Annotated in this window: 16 protein-coding genes and 2 pseudogenes; 15 read left to right on the top strand and 3 right to left on the bottom strand. The window is 54.5% G+C overall.

Going from position 1 to position 20882, the window contains the following annotated elements:
- The 8 genes and pseudogenes from JIN85_RS11875 to JIN85_RS11840 form a co-directional block, all read left to right on the top strand.
- A pseudogene (locus JIN85_RS11875) lies at positions 1 to 337 on the top strand (hypothetical protein); the annotation flags it as partial.
- A gap of 30 nt (positions 338 to 367) precedes the next feature.
- The gene (locus JIN85_RS11870; RefSeq protein ID WP_200270941.1) at positions 368 to 1024 is read left to right on the top strand and encodes a hypothetical protein; all 657 of its coding nucleotides are present in this window, start codon (positions 368 to 370) and stop codon (positions 1022 to 1024) included.
- 52 nt (positions 1025 to 1076) lie between these two features.
- On the top strand, positions 1077 to 1502 hold the full coding sequence (locus JIN85_RS11865; RefSeq protein ID WP_200270939.1) for a hypothetical protein: 426 nt from the start codon (positions 1077 to 1079) through the stop codon (positions 1500 to 1502).
- Between the two features lie 117 nt (positions 1503 to 1619).
- Positions 1620 to 1781, top strand: coding sequence for a hypothetical protein (locus JIN85_RS11860; RefSeq protein ID WP_200270938.1), 162 nt, complete (start codon positions 1620 to 1622; stop codon positions 1779 to 1781).
- A gap of 115 nt (positions 1782 to 1896) precedes the next feature.
- Positions 1897 to 2193, top strand: a complete 297-nt coding sequence (locus JIN85_RS11855) for a ribonuclease E inhibitor RraB (RefSeq protein ID WP_200270936.1) — start codon at positions 1897 to 1899, stop codon at positions 2191 to 2193.
- Positions 2194 to 2214: 21 nt separating this feature from the next.
- A complete protein-coding gene (locus JIN85_RS11850) occupies positions 2215 to 2784 on the top strand; it encodes a GNAT family N-acetyltransferase (RefSeq protein ID WP_200270934.1) in 570 nt (189 codons plus the stop codon).
- 472 nt (positions 2785 to 3256) lie between these two features.
- The gene (locus JIN85_RS11845) at positions 3257 to 3637 is read left to right on the top strand and encodes a hypothetical protein (protein WP_200270932.1); all 381 of its coding nucleotides are present in this window, start codon (positions 3257 to 3259) and stop codon (positions 3635 to 3637) included.
- A gap of 1085 nt (positions 3638 to 4722) precedes the next feature.
- Complete coding sequence (locus tag JIN85_RS11840; protein WP_200270930.1) at positions 4723 to 5199, top strand: nuclear transport factor 2 family protein; 477 nt, start codon at positions 4723 to 4725, stop codon at positions 5197 to 5199.
- A gap of 899 nt (positions 5200 to 6098) precedes the next feature.
- Here the strand turns inward: JIN85_RS11840 and JIN85_RS11835 are convergent.
- Positions 6099 to 7211 carry a mechanosensitive ion channel family protein gene (locus JIN85_RS11835; protein WP_200270928.1) on the bottom strand — a complete coding sequence of 371 codons (1113 nt, stop codon included), beginning with the start codon at positions 7209 to 7211 and terminating at the stop codon, positions 6099 to 6101.
- Between the two features lie 193 nt (positions 7212 to 7404).
- On the opposite strand from JIN85_RS11835, the gene JIN85_RS11830 reads away from it, so the two are divergent.
- Both JIN85_RS11830 and JIN85_RS11825 read left to right on the top strand, forming a co-directional pair.
- A complete protein-coding gene (locus JIN85_RS11830; RefSeq protein WP_200270926.1) occupies positions 7405 to 8286 on the top strand; it encodes a c-type cytochrome in 882 nt (293 codons plus the stop codon).
- Positions 8283 to 9800: a DUF7133 domain-containing protein gene (locus JIN85_RS11825; protein ID WP_200270924.1), complete on the top strand. Its 1518-nt coding sequence runs from the start codon at positions 8283 to 8285 to the stop codon at positions 9798 to 9800. Before JIN85_RS11830 ends, JIN85_RS11825 begins: the two co-directional genes overlap by 4 nt.
- A 21-nt stretch (positions 9801 to 9821) precedes the next feature.
- Here the strand turns inward: JIN85_RS11825 and lpxK are convergent, their stop codons facing one another.
- Positions 9822 to 11033: a tetraacyldisaccharide 4'-kinase gene (gene lpxK, locus JIN85_RS11820; RefSeq protein ID WP_200270923.1), complete on the bottom strand. Its 1212-nt coding sequence runs from the start codon at positions 11031 to 11033 to the stop codon at positions 9822 to 9824.
- A gap of 67 nt (positions 11034 to 11100) precedes the next feature.
- Positions 11101 to 11904 (bottom strand): annotated as a pseudogene (gene bla / locus JIN85_RS11815) (class A beta-lactamase); the annotation flags it as partial.
- Positions 11905 to 12219: 315 nt separating this feature from the next.
- Between bla and secG the strand changes: the two are divergent.
- The 5 genes from secG (at position 12220) to JIN85_RS11790 (ending at position 20835) form a co-directional block, all read left to right on the top strand.
- Entirely contained in the window at positions 12220 to 12798 is a 579-nt protein-coding gene (gene secG, locus JIN85_RS11810) for a preprotein translocase subunit SecG (protein WP_200270919.1), read from the top strand.
- Positions 12799 to 12810: 12 nt separating this feature from the next.
- A complete protein-coding gene (locus JIN85_RS21955; RefSeq protein ID WP_200270917.1) occupies positions 12811 to 14007 on the top strand; it encodes a rhomboid family intramembrane serine protease in 1197 nt (398 codons plus the stop codon).
- A 69-nt stretch (positions 14008 to 14076) separates the two neighbouring features.
- Positions 14077 to 14778: a GntR family transcriptional regulator gene (locus tag JIN85_RS11800; protein WP_200270915.1), complete on the top strand. Its 702-nt coding sequence runs from the start codon at positions 14077 to 14079 to the stop codon at positions 14776 to 14778.
- A gap of 58 nt (positions 14779 to 14836) precedes the next feature.
- Entirely contained in the window at positions 14837 to 16144 is a 1308-nt protein-coding gene (locus tag JIN85_RS11795; protein WP_200270913.1) for an aspartate aminotransferase family protein, read from the top strand.
- Positions 16145 to 16278: 134 nt separating this feature from the next.
- Entirely contained in the window at positions 16279 to 20835 is a 4557-nt protein-coding gene (locus tag JIN85_RS11790) for a DUF7133 domain-containing protein (RefSeq protein WP_200270911.1), read from the top strand.
- The last annotated feature ends 47 nt before the right edge of the window (positions 20836 to 20882 follow it).

Raw genomic sequence — 20882 nt, 5'->3', positions numbered from 1 at the left:
ATTTTGCTTCACTGATTATAGAGGTTTTCGATTTTATATCGCTCCATACATGATTTGGGTTCTCAGGAATTTCAGAACATCCAATTCGATCATTACTGACTTCACAATTTATGCGATAGAGACAGATTGTCACATATTCAAAGATAACCATTTCTCACAGGTGTTCACCCTTGAACAAGTTAAGTGCATGCGTGATTTTCTGCTGTTTGCCTGTGAGAATGAAGATTACTTCTATGTCGGTGTCGCTCGCACTAACCTTATTCGGCTATATCAGGCATTTCCAGAAATCCAAGAGGCAAAACAAGCCGCGGCATCCAACGGCGATAAGCGCCCCTGATGCTTTTTAAGGCTTCCATGCTCGCCGTGGATGCGCTATGACGTTCTTTTAAAAATGGTAAATCGTATTTCCTATCGTCATGACACTCCGTATTCTCGACAGGAGTGTTTTGACCGTCTGCGGAATGCCCTAGATCACCAGGGATATATCCGGATGTCCGCCAATTGGTTGCATGCGCCCCATGTTGTTGCCGGCAAGATCGAACCCGATAGGATTCGGATTCACCACATCGGACAGCTCGAGAACTCCGATGTTGTTTATCTGTTTGCCACAATTTCTTCGCATGACACCGGATCATCCATTGTCGGTGAATTCAGGCGCGGCATCTTCCAGACTTGCTGGATTAATCTTGCGCGATTCCTCATCACCTTCTTCCTCCTTGGCATCCCGGCCTTTGTGACATTGGGTGTGTGGCATGATGAGAACGGAAGGTTTACGCCATCGATTATTGCCTTTGTCGTTATGCCCATCGTGGCTTGGCTAGCCCTACTTTATCCAATGAGAAGGTTGACAGCAGTATCACCCAAGGACACTCAGATAGTTCGGGAATTCATCGAGCGCGCAACGCATCCTGAGGAGACATCAAATACCGAACAAGGCGGAGATGGTCAGCCTACCAGCCGTCCCGAGTCGAAATCGAAGGGTGGCAATAAACCTCAACCAGAATCAGAGACGCGCTCCCGGTAGCGGATGTGTGGACTTTGACGTTCTGCAAAAAACTAAAGCCCCAGAGAATCTGATGACCCGCTTCATCCGCATTTCCAGTAAGACGGCGGCGATTGTCGCAGTGCTGGTTGGCGTTTCCCTCTTGCTGACACCAAACCGAGACGCCAAAGCGCTTTCCTTCGTAGGATCGGGCAGTATCCTCGATTCTAAGGTGCGAGTGGTAGGAACTAGCAGTTCGTATTGGGCAAGGATCTCTTGTGACCCCGAAGCTGTTCGGCAATTCATCAAGTCCCATAGATTCCCAGTGTATACACCGGACACCGAGCTGCCGAGAGAGCTTCAAGACAAGTTCTCGGAGGGCTTCATGGAGTGGCCTACGAACTTCCGAGACTACAGCCAGGACTGGACAAAATTTGAGATTGGTATGGGGAGATTCGCCATAGTCGCCTTTAATGACAAAGGCACGAATGAGGTTCTTTTCATCACATGGAGCAACTGAACTCTCAAGACGACCAACAACCGACAGAACAAGTCGGTGGTGGCAAGCAGCGGCAACGTTCTTCTTTGAATCCGGGCTTCATTTCCGCCGCTGCTACAGCTATTACGTTCGTTACAGATGGGCTTACTCGACTATCCATATCGCCAGACAGCCAATGATACTGAAGGCCTTGCCTATCCACCGAATGGCGGGCGCGGCAAGTTGATCGCCCTTGGCATTGTATTTCCGCTAGGTGTTTTGATCTATGCAGCACACATCTGGATCACCAAGGAGGCCTAATGGCCTGGTGGACGGGGAAGTTCAGGCATGACTATGACCGGTGAGACAGCTAGGGCAATGAGTGTTGGATACGCTTTCTTGAGTTCGTTCAGCCACTTCAGGTGGTTCTGGGGGCTTGTTCCCCATTACCCGACCTTCCGAATCGGAACGACAATCTCACTACTTGGTTTTCTGGCAGCACTGGGTTACTCGTTCTACTTTCTCTTCCGATGAGGATGGCCCTCCTCTTTGGTGGCTTCACGTCGAGAAAGAAGAGATTCATACGCCAAAGACCTTATATCAGCGGAATGACGCGCTCTACCTTCTTGCTTCCCGGCTTGGCGTGGATTCCTATGACGGCATGGACATCGGACCCATCCAAAAACAAGACGAACCATCCAGTGCGGGCAACTGTCGTTCCACCGGCACCTGATCCTTGACGCTCTACGAAGAAATGAAACCGAGTGCCCCAGCTGTGATCGAGCTTCAGCGTACTCGCTTGCGCAAAGCTACTGTCGGGGACGCGGCAGCCATTTACGAATATGGCAGTGACCCGGCGGTGGCCCGTTATGCGGACTGGCCATGTCGAACTAGTATCGAACCCCTCATCGAATCGATCAAGGCGAGAGCAGCAACATGGGGTGAAGGAGATGTATTCTCCTGGGTCATTGCAACATTAGATGGGGATCGCTCAATCGGCGGGGTGACGTGCGCGATTGAGGGCGATGCCGCAGAGATCGGATTCTTGCTGAACCAGAGCTATTGGGGCCGCGGCTATGCCGGTGAGGCTGCGAGCGGCGTCATCGATTGGCTATTCTCCCTTCCGAACATTACCCGAGTTTGGGCAACCTGCGACACTGAGAACGCGTCCTCCATCAGGGTATTGGAGAAGCTCGGATTCAGGCGCGAAAAAACCCTGACTCAAGCGATCGTGAGACCACAGATTTCACCGGAACCTCGTGACGCATTCCTCTACACCCGCGATCAACGGGACGCACAACAAGTCGGAGCACAGAACCCCTAACCTGCTCCGAATGGACTTATACGCTCTCTATAACAGGTGAAGAAAATGAATCCTAGCATAGTGACCGACTCTCGATCCTCCTTCCTATCATTGGTGAGATGCAACCGCTCTTAGGTTTCCGCCGTAGCAGCTGAGCCTTGCGCTCGCCGATGCCACAGCTTAGACGTTAGCTAACTAACACATATGCAAAATACCGAATACAAACAATCCGGCACAAAGACTGCGGGGCACGTTCCTGGTTTTTGCATTCGCGCGTTTCGGGCGGCTTGCCGGGGGAAGCACATGAGCACGGCCATGATCGTCCTGGCGGGTGCTTTTGTGTTGGTTGGTAGTCCGTTTGGAAGCAACTCGGCCACTGAATACTTGCAGATTGTTGGTACGATCTGTCTAATGGTTGGCCTATTGGGTTGGATCTTTAGTTCGGCAACAAAGTAGTTGTTGCCACCTGTCGACTTGAGTTAGAAGTGAGTCCATGAAAAGCAAGACCATCAAGCGCATCGTGCTCGGATTGGTCGCGCTTTACCCGATGAGCTATCTGGTGGCATCCTGCGAGGGATTTTACGAGCCGGTTGCCTTTGGGCTGCTTCAAGGGCGTGATGGGAAGGCCGTGATGGCACCAAAGGCGTGTTTCGGATACCATTGGATTCCATTCGAAGGATTTTACCAAGTGGACGGATTCGACGGAGTATCCCTACGGGGATGGTCGTATTATCCGCTGCTTTCCCTTGATCGCGTCCTGTGGCATCAGAGCGAGAAGTGGAAGAATCGTCCTGACCTAACCAAAAACTATTTTGACTACGAGGCCTTGGAATACCGCCAAGGTAACAAAGACCAAGTGAACCAGCCGAGGTAGGCAACCAAACCAACGCCGTTAGTTCTCTGCGCAATGGACAGTCACGCCCACAGTTACTTGCACTTTGACGTTCGGCTGCAAAAAAATGAAAGTGACAGCTCGCTCATATGATTCATGGACCGCAAGTGTTGCGCTTGGAGCAACATGCTTGTTTTCTCTTTTGAGAGTAAATTCACTATCTATCTGGATCGTAGCACTGGCGTCATTGACGGTCGCCGTATGCATCTACTGAATTTCGCGAAAACCACCAAGAATACTCTCAACCGATGGATTGGTTTTAACGATTGTGAACAACGCGTCTGTAAAGCGCATCCCCAGAACCGAAATCAAGGCATACCGAATATCGGCGGTATCATTGTATCAACTTGAGATCCTCTTGTGCAACGAGGAGGCGATAACCTTGCCATTACAAGGATTCTTCAGCGAGCGTTCTGTCCGGAGGGTTTTTCAATCCCTTGGGATTCCAAATCAAGAAAACAATGAGGACGCATCATTCGACAGCGATCAGCCTGTGAGTTGATTTCGGATCTACCATGCTGCGGCAAATGGCCTTACACGTTTTGCAATAGAATGAAGACCGTTTTGAAGATCACCGCTACGATCTTACTCGTTATATTTCCTCCCGCAATAGCGTGGCACGCATTTGTCCAGCCGCTGATTTCATATGATGATGCACGTTCCTGGGTGCAAACTGAAACAGCCTCACTAACTGTTCGGGGAGAAAATTCCGGAGGAAAGATTCACACCCGGGTCGAATATACTTTCATTCATCCAAACGGCAAGATGACGGGCGATACTGTCCAGTTCTGGCCTCGGTCGTATCGGAACGCTATTGAGCCACGCCTAAAGAATGTAACCAGAACAAGTATTTGGTATAATCCGATGAATCCACGGAGATCTGAAGGATCGCAGGTAAGACGCTGGCATGCTTCAGTTCGAGCCTCCGCAGGGAGAAGCACTCACTTTCCCCGCCTTCGGATTACTGAAGCGATTCATCCAAACCGGAGATAGCAATGCAGAGGATGCTGTGTGATCAAATTTGAGATTCCCTCCGGCGATGTCATACCGCTAACATGAACCAAGAAATGAAGTTACTCATCTTGTTCGCAATCCTCTTTGCACAAGCCGCGCTTGCAGGCGCCCCAATGGAGGCCCTAACTGCTTTCAAGAAAGCTGCACAAAACAAGGACTTTGATGCCACTTGGAAGCATGCAGCAAAATTCGAGGGGCTGCCGGATGATGCCACCGATTACTTCAAGGGCAAGGTTCAACGGTTCATTGACCTCACCAGTAACAACTGGGACTTCGAGATCCTTGAAGAGAAGGTCGAGGGCGATTCTGCCGTGGTAGTCATCAATGAATCAAAGAAAGCAGGTCGTAAAGCATTCGACCTTGATCCAGTCTACCTGATCAAGCAGGGCAGCGAGTGGAAGGTTTTCCCCGATGTGTCAGATTGGAATATCGCCGAGCAAGTTGCGGCGGACAAGGTGGACTCGTTCAAGAAACTCGAAGCTTGGTTCAAGGCGCGTAAGGCCGAACTCAAGAAAGACAATGGCAAATAAGTCGGTGCATCCACCCCGCTGCGGCGGATGGATGACCTTTAACGTTCCACAGAAAATGAAATCCCTCTTTGCTGCAGCCACATTGGCATTGGCGACCCTTAATGCGGGCTGCTCGGATAAGGCGCAGATTAGATCTGATGCACCAGTCTCGCGATCGGTTGCAACGAGAGAGCTCGTAGACGTGCCATTTCCTCCATCGGCACATTCGATTTACTACCTGATGTTTGGTGGTGGATTGCAGGATCTAGAGTTCCTCGTCCGATTCGACGTTGCCCCTGATGAGCTTGATGCAGCTGTCGACCACTTAGTAGAGTGGAATAATAAGCAAATGGGGCGTGCCTTACCTTATCCGAAGATTCCATTCTCAGGAATAACCCCTCCGACTCCGCGAAAGGACTTTCAACCCGTGAGTTGGTGGGATCCGTCGACCATAAGTACTGGTTACTATCGTGGACAAGAGGATGCTTGGGCTTTGAGAATATTCGTGGATCAGACACGATCTCGAATCTATATGTGGCAGAACTGAGATGTAATGGATTTTTGGACCGATTTTGGTTGAGTTAAGACAGAGAATGTTCGCCTCGAATTGGGACGGAATTGGTATCCGAGGCAGGAAAGCTTGAGGTGAAAATGGTATCGGCTTTCGGTGGATTCGAAGATTTCGGCTAGGGCTGAATCAAATATGCCAATTCCCCGCAGGTAAGACCTCGTATGGCGATGAAGAATGAGCAATCACAGCCCGCCTGTTGTCTCGACAATGAACCAACATTGAAATTTTCGAAACAAGCAGGCGGGCCGGATGTCGTCGCGGCGCCGAGTATTACTCCGGCTTTGCGGGTTCATTTTCAAAAAATACGATTTTTCCTGATCATGCAGTAGGTCTAAATCAAAACAGCCGTTCATTCGCCGGCACGGCGGCCTTCTTTTTCCAAGACCACTGGCGGAAATGGGGCAGCAAACCGGGCACCTGCATGCTTCACAATGTCCATGATCTCTAACAAAAGCTCTTCACGAATCACCAGGAAATCGAGAAAATCGCTGGTCTGGATGTAGGCAAAAATTTCCAAATCCATGGAGTTTGCATTCAATCCGGCAAAGCGAATGCGCCCCCCTTCCGCGACCTCTGGCCGCTTGTAAAACAGCGTCTTCACTGCTTCCAGCACCTCGCGAATCGCGGCGGGCTGCGTGTCGTAGCGCAAGCCAATGGTCGACTTGAACAAGATTTTGTCCCGCCAGGCAAAGTTCTCGATCTGCATTTCCGCGAGCTTGGAATTCGGGATGGTGACCAATGTTCGATCTGGAGTGCGAATTCGCGTCGATCGCAGACCGATGTCTTCGATCATTCCGACACTGTCACCGTATTTGCAGAAATCCCCCACGCGCGCCGGTTGATCCATCACCAGGGAAACACCGGCGAACAGGTTCTCGACCGTTTTCTGACCGGCGAGTGCCAGGGCTAATCCACCGATACCAAGCCCGGCCAGCATTGCTCCGACATCGACGTTCATGTTCTGCAGCAAGAAAATGAGGCCCAGAATCACCACGGTGGTTTTCAAAACCTTTCTCATGAGTGGAATCACCGCCTTCGCATGCGGCTTTCCGCTACGGTCCAAGGTCACGGCCAATCGATCACAGGACAGGCGGACCATTCGCAGCACCAGCCACAGGCCGGTGATCGTGCCTACCATCAATTCGATGGACTCCCAGAAATGCTTGGTCTCGACATCAAGCGGCAGAAACGCGCGTGAGTAGCGAAACAGCCAGATCCCCACACCCAATTCGACGGGACTACGCAATTCTCGTATAATCTCCAGCACCAACCCTTGACGATCTTCTTTGCGCTTCAGGAATACCGAAACCAGTTTTCCAAGAACCCGGACCAAAAACCAAATCACCAGCAAGAGCACGGGAATCAGCAGCCAAGTCCACACTTCCGTGCCGTGGACGCGGTAGTGCATCCAGTCGGGGAGAATGATGTCGAAGGAGGTAAAAATCGTTTTAGAGTCGGGCATGGGCAATCGAGATTCGATTCAGGAGGTGCCAAACTAGCCCTCCTTCCACCCATGGACAAGTAGGGTTTCCGCTGAGCGGATGAGCTGAAGAGAAACCTTGATTCAAGCTCTAACAAAAATCCGCAAAATCACCCTCCGCGGAATTTTGGCTTCGCGTGAAATCCGCAGATGGTTAGCGTCGTAAGCGTTCTACATGAAATTTCACGCATTTATCTGCATATCCCTTGGGATTGCCGCTAGCCAGGCGCGGGCGGCATCGGAAGGGGAAGTTCTTTTCAAGCAGAATTGCTCCGCCTGTCATGCTCTTGATCAGCAGGTAGTTGGGCCATCTCTGGTTGAAATCCGCTCGATCTATCTGGGTAAACCGGATGATTTCCTCAAATGGTGTCTCGCTCCTGGCAAGAAGCGTCCGGGTACCATTGACATGCCTTCCATGGCGCACATTCCGGAAGCTGGCCTGCGCCAAATCCACGCCTACATCATGGCAACGGCCGATGGCGTGAAGGAAAAGAAAAGCGCAAGTGGTGATCCCTTCGCTTCTTCCCCAACGCAAAATGAGCGCCCAACGGTGCAGCGGATTTTCATGCCGAATTCCGGCCCGGCAGCCATCGCCGTAGCACTGGACTCGATGACCTCGCTTTGCTGGGATGCTGGCTCCTGCCGCCTTCGCTACGCCTGGACCGGTGGTTTCATCGATGGCTGGCCATACTGGCATGCCAATGGCAGTGAGCAGGCAAAGATCATCGGCACCGTTCGCTACACCGAGGAAGAATCTCCTTTCGGATCGATGGATGGAGCGAAGTTCAAGGGCTACGAGCTCAAGGGCGGCCTGCCAAAATTCTACTACAAACTGGGTTCCACCATGATTGGGGAATCATTCACGGCGCTTGATGGAGGCAAGGGATTCAAGAGGCATTTCGAATTATCTTCACCGCCGAGCTCCGGCATGAAGCTGAAATTGTCTGACGACCCGAAGGTGTCGATCGAGTCCGATCACGGAAGAATCGAGGGCAAGACCCTCATCCTCACCGCAGCAGAAGCTGCTGATTTCACCCTTACCATCCAGTTTCAATGAACCCTACCCGCGCTTTTGTTTGTAGCTTCGGCTTGCTGCTTTCCACTCTCCACGCCGATAGTTGGAAAGACTATTTCACGTTTGAAAAAATCAAAACTCCCGCCGGGGTTGATTCACAGGTAGGCGCCATGGGTGCGCTGCCGGACGGGCGGCTTGCCGTGGCCTTCCACCGTGGCGAGTTGATGATCTATCAGCCAAAGGACGATACCTGGACGCTGTTCGGCTCCGGATTGCAGGAACCGCTCGGCATGCTGGTCGAGTCCCCAGATAAAATTCTGGTCATGCAACGGGCAGAACTCACCCGCCTGACCGATACGGATGGCGATGGAAAAGCGGATCGCTATGAAACGGTTTATGACGATTTCGGCATGACCGGGAACTACCACGAATTCTCCTACGGACCGGTGAAGGACAAGGAAGGCAATCTTTATGTGGTGCTCGGCGTCGCGTCCAACGGTTCCCCCATCCGCAAGGAAATCCGCGGTGAGTTTTCCAACATCGGCGAGCTTTCACGCGAGGAAATGACCGAAGCGCCAGGGAAGGACTGGGGCAAATTCAAGGACAAGTCCGGCCGGATGTACTCGAGAGCTTCATATCGCGGTTGGTTGATGAAAATTTCACCTGATGGCAGCGTCGAGCCATACGCCAGCGGGTTCCGCTCACCAAACGGTATCGGCTTCGATGCCAAGGGACGACTGCTCGTCACGGACAACCAAGGCGACTGGAGACCAACCAGCCCGCTCTACAACATCACCGAAGGCGGATTCTATGGCCACCCGGCATCGCTGGTCTGGTCGAAAGGCTGGAAGGGCAAGGATCCGTTGAAGATGGACGTTTCGAAGTTGGACAAAATGCAGGTCCCGGCTGCTGGATATTTCCCACAGGGGGAACTGGCGAATTCTCCAACCCAGCCCATCGTCGTCCCGGAAGGCGCCATGCCAGAAGGAATGACGGGGGAAACCATCGTCGGTGAAATGAACCAAAACACGCTGATCCGCGTGCTCGATGACGAGGTGGACGGCACGTTCCAAACTGGCCTGGTGCCATTTTTGAAGGACAGCCCACTCGGCCACGGCAACCATCGACTTGCCTTCACCACGGACAAGTCCCTCTACGTTGGAAAAACCGCTCTGTCCTGGGCAGGAGGAACCGGCATCACCCGTATCCGCTGGAACGGCAAGCAGTTCTTCACGGTTGATAAGATCAAAGCTCTGCCAGACGGATTTGCGCTGAAATTCTCCGAACCGGTCGATCCGAAATCGGTCTCCGGCCTGAAAATGGAGCGCCACACCTACGAGTATCACGCGGATTATGGATCGCCGAAAATTGATGAGAAAACCATCACGATCGACGATACCGAACTCAGCTCTGACGGCCTCACCCTGACTCTGAAAACCGGCCCGCTGAAGCAAAACTACCTGCATCAACTGATCCTCGGTCACCTTCACTCCAAAGACGGCTCCAACCTGATGGGCGGCCAGATTTGGTATCAAGTGGTCAAGGTGCCGCGTTAATTCGCCCGCCTGGATTTTTCCTCAAGCGCGGTAAGCATGCCGTGTCCGCAGCACATGCTCCTGCGGCGGATACGGAGTGCAAAGGCGATCGATCATCCGATCCCAAACATCCGCTCCCTTGAGGATATCCACCTCGATGCGCAGGAAATAAATCGGCACATTCAATTCGGAAGGACGCGGGAATCTCACCGCGTCCTTTTCCGTAGTGACAATGAGCTCCATGTCGCGCTCCACGCAGCGCTGCATCACCTGATCGATATCCTTCCGGCTAAATCGGTAATGATCCGGAAAGTGGCGCCGCACTTCCACCCTGGCCCCTAGTTTCTTCAGGGAGCGTTCAAAATTCTCCGGGACGGCGATCGCGCTGACCGCTGCCGTCCATTTGCCTTGCAGGAATTCCAAAGGCTTGCGCTCGCGGGTGAAGACATTTTCCAGATGAATCGGACCGTGATCACATTCCATGATCTCGGCGGTCTTGTTGTAGCGGCGGATTCTGGAAATCAGCGCACTGTTATCAGAGCCATCGCACTTGGTGATAAAAATGTAGCTCGCCCTGCGCAGGTTCTTCGGTGGCTCACGCAATGTCCCGCGCGGCAGCAGCGCCTCCGTACCAAAGGGCGATCGCGCATCGACCAACACAATATCGATGCCGTGCGCGAGTCCGAGATATTGCATTCCATCATCCAGCAGAAGCGTGTCCGCACCCAGCTCATTGATCGCAAAACGTCCTCCCTTGACCCGATCCTTATCCACCACCACGGAAACGCCATCCAGATTCTTGGCCAGCATGAACGGCTCGTCCCCGGCATAGCGGGAATCCAGCAGCAAGGCGGAACCGGTTGAGACGACTTTCGGCATCTTGTCAGCCGGAACCAGCTTGCCATCAGACCGCTGCCATTTCTGGGCCTTCGCCAGTTTTTTACTTTTGTAACCCCGGGATAAGATCGCCACGGTTCGGCCACGATCCCGCAGCGATTTGGCCAAAAGCTCGACCACTGGCGTTTTCCCCGTCCCCCCCATCGTCAGGTTTCCAATCGAGATCACCTTGGTTCCCAAATGGTGTTGCGGCTTCCATCCCGTCCGGAAAAGCATCAACCGGGTCTGGACCAGCACCCGAAAAATCACCGATAGCAGGCTCATCAGCATCCGCATCATCGTCGCGCGAAATCCCCGGGCACGGCCGAAAATCACGTCCGCCCCCCAGCTCTCCAGTTCCGCGAACCATTCTTTCATCGGCCCCAAACCTTGCTCCGTGCGGCGTTTCCGGATCAAGCGCCAATCGTTAAATCCTGATCCGGCATCATTCGCCGACCTTGACCGGAGCCTTCAGGAATTCGGCCAAAACCAGTTCGGCAGCTTGGGCGATCACCTCATTGTTCCATTCCGCATCCTGTTGCGCTTGCCGATGATAGATGGCGATCACAATCGGTTTTCGATCCGGAGGCCAGATCACGGCAATATCATTCGCGGCACCGTAAGCGCCCGATCCTGTTTTATCCCCGACTCCCCAACCTTTCGGCACCGCAGCTCGAATCCGCTTCGCGCCAGTGGTGTTTCCCTTCAGCCAGTCAATGAGTTGTTGCCTGCTCGCTGAGGAAAGAAGATCACCAAGAGTGAGCGATTTCAGACTCTGTGCCATATCCGCAGGAGTGACGGTATCGCGCGGGTCCTCGGGAATCGCGGTATTCAGCTCGGTCTCCCAACGATCGAGACGGAACGAGCGATTCCCGATCGATTTGGCGAAAGCCGTGACAGCAGCCGGCCCTCCAAGTTCTCGGATCAGTAAATTCCCTGCGGTATTATCGCTGTATTGCAAAGCCGCCGCGCAAAGTTCCCGCACGGTCATGCCATCCGCGATATGCTTTTCGGTCACGGGAGAATATGAAACCAGATCGTCCGACGTGAAATGGATTCGCCGCTCAAGCAAGCCATCGACTTTTTCGCTCTTCTTCAAAATCGCCGCTGCTGCCATCAGTTTGAAAGTGCTGCACAGCGGAAACCGTTCTTGCTGATGAGTTCCCAGTTCTCGACCCGTTTCGGTATCGATCGCGAAAACCCCGAGTTTTCCGCCATGCCGCTGCTCCAAATCCGCCAGAAATTCCTGGCCATGGGAAATGAGAACCAGGTGGACCCAGACAACGGCGAAGAGGAAAAATTTCATGGATTACAACAGTAACTCCCGACAATCGGGCCATTCATTAGTTTGGGAAGCTGAACTAAATTTCAGGATATCCAGCTGCTGGGTCGAGCGCAAAAACACATGATCTCCATCCGAAATCATTCCAAATCAAATTCTTGGAAAGATGAAGGAATTCCCACCCGTAGCAAATTGAACCGATTTCGACCGTTTGAGCTGCAGTTTTTATCCTGAAAAACCCCGCTTTACAACGCAAGATCACCTCCCCATAGTCCCGCGCCCATGACTCTCGCTGCGATTCCCTGGCTCGATTTGAGCATTACTGCGCTTCTTATCGTCTTCGTCTTAATTTGCGCTTTGATGACTCTGGTCATTCTCATGCAACGCCCCAAGCAAGAAGGCCTTGGTGCAGCGTTCGGCTCCGGCGTCACGGATCAGGTTTTCGGTGCCCGCACCACCAACGTTCTGCAACGCAGCACCGCTTACTTTGGTATCGCATTCTTCGTCCTCAGCTTGATCCTCGCCAACTTGATCGGCTTGAAGAACAAGCAAGTCTCACTGCTCCAGCCGAAGAAGACCGCCGAAGCAACTGCTGCCCCTGCAGAACCTGCAAAGCCAAAATCTCTTACTGAAGACCTCCCACCTGTTACTCCGGTGGCTCCAGTGGCTCCTTCCACCCCTGCGGTGCCGGAATCAACCGTGCCACCTACGGAACCTGTGGAGCAACCAGCTCCAGAAAATGTCCCACCTGATGTTTCTGAGCCAGCGCCTGCCGACGAGAATGCACCTGCTGTCGAGCCAGCTCCGACTGAAACCGAAGAAACTCCGGCAAATCCCGGAGAAAAAACCGAAGGTCAGTAACGCTTTTGCGGCGTGAACGAAGCCGCGACTGCCGCACCGGACGCACCAATATGGGCGCGTCCGGAAGCATTTCCCCCAGCTCCATCAGGCTGGGGTTGGGTTGATCCAAAGGATATCAACCATCCCTGCGAGTCTCTGGAGGCACTCGCGGAAGCCGTTCGCAACGATCGAGAAAGCGCGGTCTGCCTGGTTTGGACCCCGGATCGTCCACGAATGATGGTTCCAGAGGAAATTCCCCATCTGGAAACCTCGGTTTTAGAAGCCCGGCGTCGCTGGTCGAGTGATGATCTGGACACGGCCTCCCGCAAACTCCAATGGAGCGGGACCATCTTTGCCGTGCTTTTCGTCTACACGCTGAACGCCGAGCTTCGGCTGCAGCACGATTTTCTCAACGCGTTGAGGGCCGCGCTCAATTCCACCTGGGTGGAAATCTGCTTCCTCCTATCTGTCATGTTCGCCGCGATCCCCTGGTATCAGGCACGGAAGCAACAAGCCGAACTTGGCCAATGGTCCGCTTCCGCCCATGTGCCGCTCGTCCGCTTCAGCATTTGGCTGGATCGACAAAAAGCACCCGTCACCTGGTTCATACTCGGCCTGATCCTTTTGGTCGGACTTGCGCAAATGCTACCAGGGAATGGGATCGCCGCAGCCGGTTTGGACAAAGAAGCGTATCGCCAGGGTGAATGGTGGAGAATTTTCACCGGCCCGTTTTTACACGGAAATCCGGTTCACTTGTTCCTGAACGGAGCAGCGCTGCTCTACCTCGGTAAACGTCTGGAAGTCTTCGCCCGCTGGCCACATCTCCCCCTGGTCTTCCTGATCTCGGCTTGGGCTGGAGGCGAAGCCTCACTCCATTTCGTTGAAGCTCCATCTGTTGGAGCCTCCGGCGGCCTGATGGGATGGCTTGGATTTCTCCTCATTTTCGAAACTCTGCACTCCAGACTTGTCCCCCGCAGCGCCCGGCGCCGATTGCTCGCCGCGGTTTTCCTCACGGCTTTGATCGGGCTTCTGGGCCATAAATTCATCGATAACGCCGCTCACGCAGGCGGGCTAGTCGCCGGAATGGTCTACGCGGCGCTCGTCTTTCCGCGGTCGGTTTCCGCTTATCGACCAAAAACTCATCTTGTGGATCGCATTGGTGGAATCCTTGCTCTATGCATCCTCATCGCATTCGCGTGCCTCGCCATTTGGAAGATTTCAGCCGCATGAGCGGCACGTCGATTGCTGCAACTCCAACCCATCCGCCCGCTTCCGGTTCGCTTTTACCTGTTCCCACGCATGACGCCGGCCAAACCATCCACCAGCTCTTCGGATCGTCCTGAGAATCTCACGGATCGCATCTATTCGCGATTACGACAGGACATTTGCGGCTTCCAGCTCATTCCTGGAGAACGATTTACCGAGACAGAGATCGCCAACCGGATGCAAGCGAGCCGCACTCCGGTGCGCGAAGCGCTGAATCGCCTGCAACAAAATGGGTTTGTGGAAGTTCATTTCCGCAGCGGCTGGCAGGTAAAATCGTTCGATCTCCCACAGTTTGAACAACTTTACGACGTTCGGACCATTCTGGAACTCGCCACCGTGGATCGCCTGTGCGCCGGCGCCGCCATGCCCATTCTGGATCGGCTCGCCCACACTTGGTTCACCGACCCGGCGAATCGCCTGACCGATCCCGTAGCGGTTTGTGCCTTGGACGAAAGCTTTCATGGTCAATTGGTTGAGGCATCCGGCAACACCGAACTGGCGCGCATTCACCAGGACATCACCGAGAGAATCCGCATCATCCGGCACCTCGATTTCACCCAGCAGGCCAGGGTTGACATCACTTACGAAGAGCATGCGGAAATTCTGCACCTGATCCTGGATGGGAAAGCGAATCACGCCCGGGCGCTCCTGCGCACCCACATCGAGGACAGCAAAGCTGAAATCCGCAAAATCACCCTGCACATGTTGCAAAAGGTGCGCAGTGGTGCCGCCTGAGCAGAATCCGCGATGATTCAACGATGGACTTGGCAGCGGCGAGCCGTGATGCTGCGCCGTGCTTCCTGCGATCCAGACCGCCATCCCAGGCCCCCTATCCCAGCAACTGGCGAACCGGCTGCGGGAGGTTGAATGCCGGAATACCACGTATTTATCGGCGGATTGGCCCATTTTTTGGGAAAAGGCAGAGGGTAGCAATGTGTGGGACGCCGATGGCAATCGATTTTTGGACCTCACCAGCGCTTTCGGTGTCGCCGGTTTAGGCCACGGATTTGCCCAAAAAGCACTGCGGGATCAATCCGAGATGCTGCTACACGCCATGGGCGATGTCCATCCGGCGCGCCTGAAGGTGGAGCTTTGCGAAAAACTCTCTGCTGCAACGTTCGAACGCTGGACCGGCAAAAACGGCAAGGTTCTGCTCGGCAACTCTGGCTTTGAAGCGGTCGAGGCCGCCTTGAAAACGGCGACGCTGGCGACTGGCAAAGCGGAAATCATCACCTTTGAAAATGCTTACCACGGCCTCGGCTATGGTGCCCTCCTCGGCGCAGGCATCCCGTGGTTTCGGCAACCCTTCGATCCTCAACTCGCTGGAATCACCCATCGCCTGCCCTACCCACGCAAGGGAAACGAAGGCTCGATCGCGCACTTCCAGGCAGCGCTCGCCGCGGTTGATCCAAGCAACATCGCGGCCATTCTGGTCGAGCCAATTCAAGGACGCGGCGGCATTGTGGTCCCGCATGATGCCTTTCTCGAAGAACTGAGAACCTGGTGCGATGAACACCAAGTGATGCTGATCTTTGATGAAATTTACACCGGTTTCCACCGCACCGGCTGCCTGTTTGCCTGCGAACGGTTCGGCATCGTCCCGGATTTGATCTGCCTTGGCAAAGCGCTCAGTGGCGGTTTCCCGATCTCGGCATGCGTCGGCAAAAGTGAAGTCATGGACGCCTGGCCGGAGACTCATGGCGAGGCATTGCACACCAGCACGTTTCTCGGGAACCCGATGGGGTGCGCCATGTCCATCGCCTCGCTCGATGCGCACCTCAGTTCACAAACGGCCGGGCTCGTTGCCGAGAGCACGAGAAATCTGGATGCAGCTTTAGCCCGACTATCCTCTCACCCGATGGTTCATGAAATTCGCGGTGCTGGATTGATGAAAGGCATTGAATTCCGCTACCCGGACGGTCGCCTAGCGGGCGATTTCGTGATCCAGATGGTCGTGCAATTACTCAAAGACGGTCTCATCCTCCTACCCGATGCGCCGGAGGGCCATGTCCTGGCATTGACCCCACCGTTCGCATTATCGCCGGAAGAAATCGACTTCACCGTTTCCAGGATTCTTGCGGCACTGCCTGCGGCCCATTGATTTCCTTGGATTTCGGGAATGATTTGGGATTTCCCGCGCGTATCCAAGCTCCTCGCGCCACCGCCTTTCTATTTGGCAAGCTGCCGCGTCGAGATTAGTCCTTACGACCTAAGCCCAATTCATCGATTTTCCTCATGAAACGATTTTCTGTTCCGCTCTTCGCCACACTTGCTGCCGCTGCCCCTTTGCATGCAGAAACCAAGGTATTTCAAGCATTTGAAGGCGATGGATTTGGCGATTGGAAGGTCGAAGGGACCGCCTTTGGCTTGGCTCCCGTGGTCGAAAAATCCCAGGGCATGAACGGCGAATTCAAGGGCTATTCCGGAGATTCGCTAGCGGGTTCCGCAAACGGCGGGGACGACGTCACCGGTGCCCTGATTTCACCGGAGTTCAAGATTGAGCAAACCTACATCTGCTTCCTCATCTGCGGCGGCAATCATCCGGGGGAAACCGGGATTGAATTGCTCGTCGATGGCAAGCCGGTCCGCTCTGCCACCGGCATCAATGATCTCCAGCTGCGCCCGACCACTTGGGATGTCACCGAATTCAAAGGCAAGACCGCCCAAATTCGGATCTTCGATTCAGCAAAGGGCAATTGGGGCATGATCGGGGTCGACCAAATCCTTTTCACGGACAACCCGAAACCCAAATTCCCGGAAACCACCCGCTACGGAAAGCCGTTGCCAAGCCCGCTGGTGGCAACCGACGCCGTGGCTGGTGCAACGATCTCCAATAAGCTGACGATGAAGGTGGCTGCTGATTTCAAGCACCAACAAGTCACCTCACCCACCGCCATCACGTTCGATGACCAGGGCAATCTTTACGCTTCTGAAACATTCCGTTTCCGATTCGGCGTCGAGGATGATCGCGACAATCTCTATTGGTATCTGGACGACCTCGCGTCAAAAACAACGGCGGATCGACGCGCCTTGCACGAAAAGTGGAAGAACAAGGTTTCGCTGAAGCACATGACCGAAAAGTCGGAGAAAATCTTGCGATTGGTCGACAAGGATGGCGACGGCGTTTTCGAAACCAGCAACGTGTTCGCCGATGGCTTCAATGACGTCTTGGATGGCACCGGTGCCGGGGTGTTTTATTACGAGGGCACTCTCTATTTTTCCTGCATTCCGAAACTCTGGATGCTGCGCGATTCGGATGGCGACGGGATTGCCGAAAAACGCAAGATCATCGAAGAAGGATTCGGCGTCCGGATTTCCCTATCCGGCCACGACATGAATGGCTTCACCCTGGGCCCGGATGGCCGGATCTACGGCACCATTGGGGATCGTGGATTCGATCTGACGACCAAGGAAGGCGTGACTTATCACTACCCGGATCAAGGTGCTCTGTTCCGTTTTGAACCGGACGGCACTGGCTTTGAAATCGTCCATACCGGGTTGCGGAATCCTAAGGAAATCGCGTTCGACGAGTGGGGCGACGCCATTTCGGTGGATAATAATTCGGACCAAGGTGATGCGGCCCGGATCGTTTATCTCGTGGATGGCGGTGACTCTGGCTGGGAAATGGAGCACCAGACGATGCACACCTTTCATCGCCAGATCGGCCTCGCGGAACATCCGCCAAGCCGGTGGATGAATGAAAAGATGTGGGAAATGAAAAATGATGTGCAGCCGGCCTTCATGTTGCCGCCGGTCGCTTACCTCACCTCCGGGCCATCCGGACTGACCTACTACCCAGGCACCGGATTTCTCAAGGATGAACAAGGCCGCTTTTTGATTTGTGACTACCGGGGCGGCGCGGCCAATTCCGGAGTCTGGTCTTTTGCACTGAAGCAGGATGGCGCCGGCATGAAAATGACGGATGCTCGCAAGTTTGCCTGGGGACTCGGCGCGACCGATGTGGAATATTCCTGGGACGGAAAAGTCTACATCTCAGACTTCGTCGATGGCTGGCAGTCCCACGACGATGGCCGCATTGTAGTCTTGGACGCTGGAGAAAATGCCTGGCACGCCGAGGGGGATGAAGATGTCGCCAAGATCATGCGCGAAGGATTTACCAAACGCAGTGTCGAGGATCTGGCGCATTTGCTGAAACACCCGGACGCGCGCATTCGCCTTCGCGCACAAGTCGAGCTCACCCGCCATCCCGAGGCTTTGGAGGTTTTCAGCAAAGCGGTCCAATCGACAAACGTCATGGAACGCCTGCACGGCATTTGGGGCCTTGGCATTCTCGCTCGCCGCGGTGCCGTTCCAGTTGCAACCGATGATGGATTCTCAGATCTGCCGAACGCGACTTTGCAAAAACAGGCGATCGCCAGGTTGATTCCCTTGGTGAAGCACGAAGATCCAGAAGTCCGCGCCCAAGCGCTCAAGGTGCTGGGAGATGCCCACTTGAATCCGGCTCCTCTCGGGCTGGCGAAGCTCCTGAAGGACGAATCGCCACGCGTTCAATTCTTCGCCGCCATGGCAGTCGGCAAACTCGGCGACGTCGGAAATTTCGGCTCAATCTGTGATTTTCTCCGACGCAATGACAATAAGGACCCATACCTCCGGCATGCAGGCGTGATGGCGCTGGAAGGTCTGGCCCGCAAATCCGTGCATATCGAATATCTCGACCGCGATCCATCCCCCGCGGTTCGATTGGCGGCCGTGGTCGCTCTGCGCCGGATGAAAAATCCCGATGTCTGGCGCTTCGTGATGAATTCCGATGAAAAGGTCAGCGATGAAGCCATTCGCGCCGTTGTGGATCTCTCGATCGATGAGCACCGCCCGGACGTCGCCGCCCTGCTGGATCATCTCCACAGCCGGTCCTGGACTCCGTTCATGCTGCGTCGCCTGATTCATAATTCCTTCCGCATCGGTGATGTGGAGAACCTGAATCGCGTCATTCAAGTGGCTCTCGATCCCGAAGTTCCCGAGCCAGTGCGCAAGGAAGCGCTGCGCTTGATTTCCATCTGGTCCGAGCCCCCACCAGCAGATCAACTGACCGGCCACTGGGCACCGTTGCCGAAACGACCAGTCGAACCCATCCGCAAGGCCCTCAGCGCGGCATTGCCCAAGCTGCTTGCCCAGGACGGTTTTGTGCTGACCTCCGCCCTTAACTTCATCGATTCATACAAACTGGATGTCGCTGGCTTGGATGCCGCGACACTCAAGAGCCTGATCGAGAATCCGAAACTTCCCGCCGGAGCTCGTGCTTCAGCACTCCATCTTTACATCGACGGCAAACCCGATGGATTGGCCGAATTCCTCAAACAACTGGCCGGTGATGAACAGGATGAGGTCGCCTTGGCGGCGCTCAAAGGCCTAGCGGCAGTCGATCCAGAGCAAGCTGTTGCCCCATTGAAAGCTGCGGTCGAATCAGGAAAAACCGCGCGCAGCCAACAAGCCTGGGCAATTCTCGCCAGCGTTCCCGGGGCCACCGCTGCGGAGTATTTCGTCCAGCACTTGCAGCAACTCGCGCAGAAAAACGGAGTATCGCCATTTGCCATCGAACTCATGGCCGCTGCTGAGAAACGCACCGAGCCGGAAGTCGCGACCGCCTTGTCGGATCTGAAGAAGGCATTGGCTGAAAATTCTGATCCGCTGGCGAAATGGAATCCAGCCCTGCAAGGTGGCAATGCGGAAGCAGGCGCATCCTTGTTCGCGTCCAATCCTGCCAGCCAATGCATGCGCTGCCATCGTGCGGAAGATGGGCACTCTGCTGGTGGCGAAGCCGGTCCGAATCTGGCTGGCATCGCCAACCGCCACGACCGCCGCTATTTCCTGGAGTCGATGATGATGCCGAGCGCTCAGATCGCCCCTGGTTTCGGAGCAACTCTGGTAACCTTCAAGAATGGCGCAACCCTCGGTGGCAATCTCATCGCCGAAACGGATGATTACATCGACCTCGATAATGCAGGCAAAGCCGTGCGCATCCAACGCTCCGACATTGAATCATTCACCGCGCCGGTTTCCGCGATGCCCGTGATGGCGGAGCTTCTCAGCACTGCGGAAGCGCGCGATATCGTGGCGTGGCTGGCTAGCTTGAAAAAAGGTGGCGAAGCGAAAGCAGCCACAAAGCCGGAACCATTCGATCCATCGACTCTCGCCCCGGCTCCCAAATCAGAGCCAGCTCAAGAAGCGCCTAAATCCACTCCAACCCCGGACCAGGCTGCTCCGAAACCAAACGCTGAAACCTCTGCGATTGATCCTGCGATTCTGAAATCCGGCCATGGTCAGTTCATGGTGTGCGCTGCCTGCCATGGACAAAATGGCGAAGGAACGGCCGCCGCACCACCACTCGCCGGCTCCGAATGGGTTGCCGGACCCGTGGAGAATCTGATCCGTATCCAGCTTCGCGGCCTTCAAGGCCCCATCAAAGTTAAAGGCACCGAATACAACATGCCCGGCGGCATGCAACCGCTTGCCTATCAATCCGATCAACAAATCGCGGATGTACTGACTTACATTCGTAATTCGTTTGGCAACACCGGCTCAGCCGTAACTGCCGATCAGGTGAAAGCACTCCGCAGCGAAACTGGCAAACCTCAGCTTTCTGCCGGTGATCTCGAAGCTGTAAGCGCTCCCACCACCAGCTCTGCCAACGCGACCCCGGAGGAATCTAAAGAAATCGCCAAAAGATCGACCAAATATGATCATCTCAAGCCCTCATCCGGTCTCCCGCTTTGGGCAGTGAGCACCCTCGGCGTGCTGGGCCTCGTCGGCATCATCGCCTTCTTGAAAAAGTAATAGCACCGCGTTTCCTGAAGCGCCTCACGTGCAAGGCAAGATTTGTT

The organism is Luteolibacter pohnpeiensis (genome assembly GCF_016595435.1).
Lineage (GTDB): Bacteria > Verrucomicrobiota > Verrucomicrobiia > Verrucomicrobiales > Akkermansiaceae > Luteolibacter > Luteolibacter pohnpeiensis.
This window is presented reverse-complemented; position numbering and strand designations above follow the sequence as displayed.

What these genes read in the sequence shown, in the direction of transcription:
- JIN85_RS11870 (WP_200270941.1), top strand. Translation starts at nt 368, where the DNA reads ATGCGCTATGACGTTCTTTTAAAAATGGTAAATCGTATTTCCTATCGT.
- JIN85_RS11865 (WP_200270939.1), top strand. Translation starts at nt 1,077, where the DNA reads ATGACCCGCTTCATCCGCATTTCCAGTAAGACGGCGGCGATTGTCGCA.
- JIN85_RS11860 (WP_200270938.1), top strand. Translation starts at nt 1,620, where the DNA reads ATGGGCTTACTCGACTATCCATATCGCCAGACAGCCAATGATACTGAA.
- JIN85_RS11850 (WP_200270934.1), top strand. Translation starts at nt 2,215, where the DNA reads ATGAAACCGAGTGCCCCAGCTGTGATCGAGCTTCAGCGTACTCGCTTG.
- JIN85_RS11845 (WP_200270932.1), top strand. Translation starts at nt 3,257, where the DNA reads ATGAAAAGCAAGACCATCAAGCGCATCGTGCTCGGATTGGTCGCGCTT.
- JIN85_RS11840 (WP_200270930.1), top strand. Translation starts at nt 4,723, where the DNA reads ATGAAGTTACTCATCTTGTTCGCAATCCTCTTTGCACAAGCCGCGCTT.
- JIN85_RS11835 (WP_200270928.1), bottom strand. Translation starts at nt 7,211, where the DNA reads ATGCCCGACTCTAAAACGATTTTTACCTCCTTCGACATCATTCTCCCC.
- JIN85_RS11830 (WP_200270926.1), top strand. Translation starts at nt 7,405, where the DNA reads ATGAAATTTCACGCATTTATCTGCATATCCCTTGGGATTGCCGCTAGC.
- JIN85_RS11825 (WP_200270924.1), top strand. Translation starts at nt 8,283, where the DNA reads ATGAACCCTACCCGCGCTTTTGTTTGTAGCTTCGGCTTGCTGCTTTCC.
- lpxK (WP_200270923.1), bottom strand. Translation starts at nt 11,033, where the DNA reads ATGAAAGAATGGTTCGCGGAACTGGAGAGCTGGGGGGCGGACGTGATT.
- secG (WP_200270919.1), top strand. Translation starts at nt 12,220, where the DNA reads ATGACTCTCGCTGCGATTCCCTGGCTCGATTTGAGCATTACTGCGCTT.
- JIN85_RS11800 (WP_200270915.1), top strand. Translation starts at nt 14,077, where the DNA reads ATGACGCCGGCCAAACCATCCACCAGCTCTTCGGATCGTCCTGAGAAT.
- JIN85_RS11790 (WP_200270911.1), top strand. Translation starts at nt 16,279, where the DNA reads ATGAAACGATTTTCTGTTCCGCTCTTCGCCACACTTGCTGCCGCTGCC.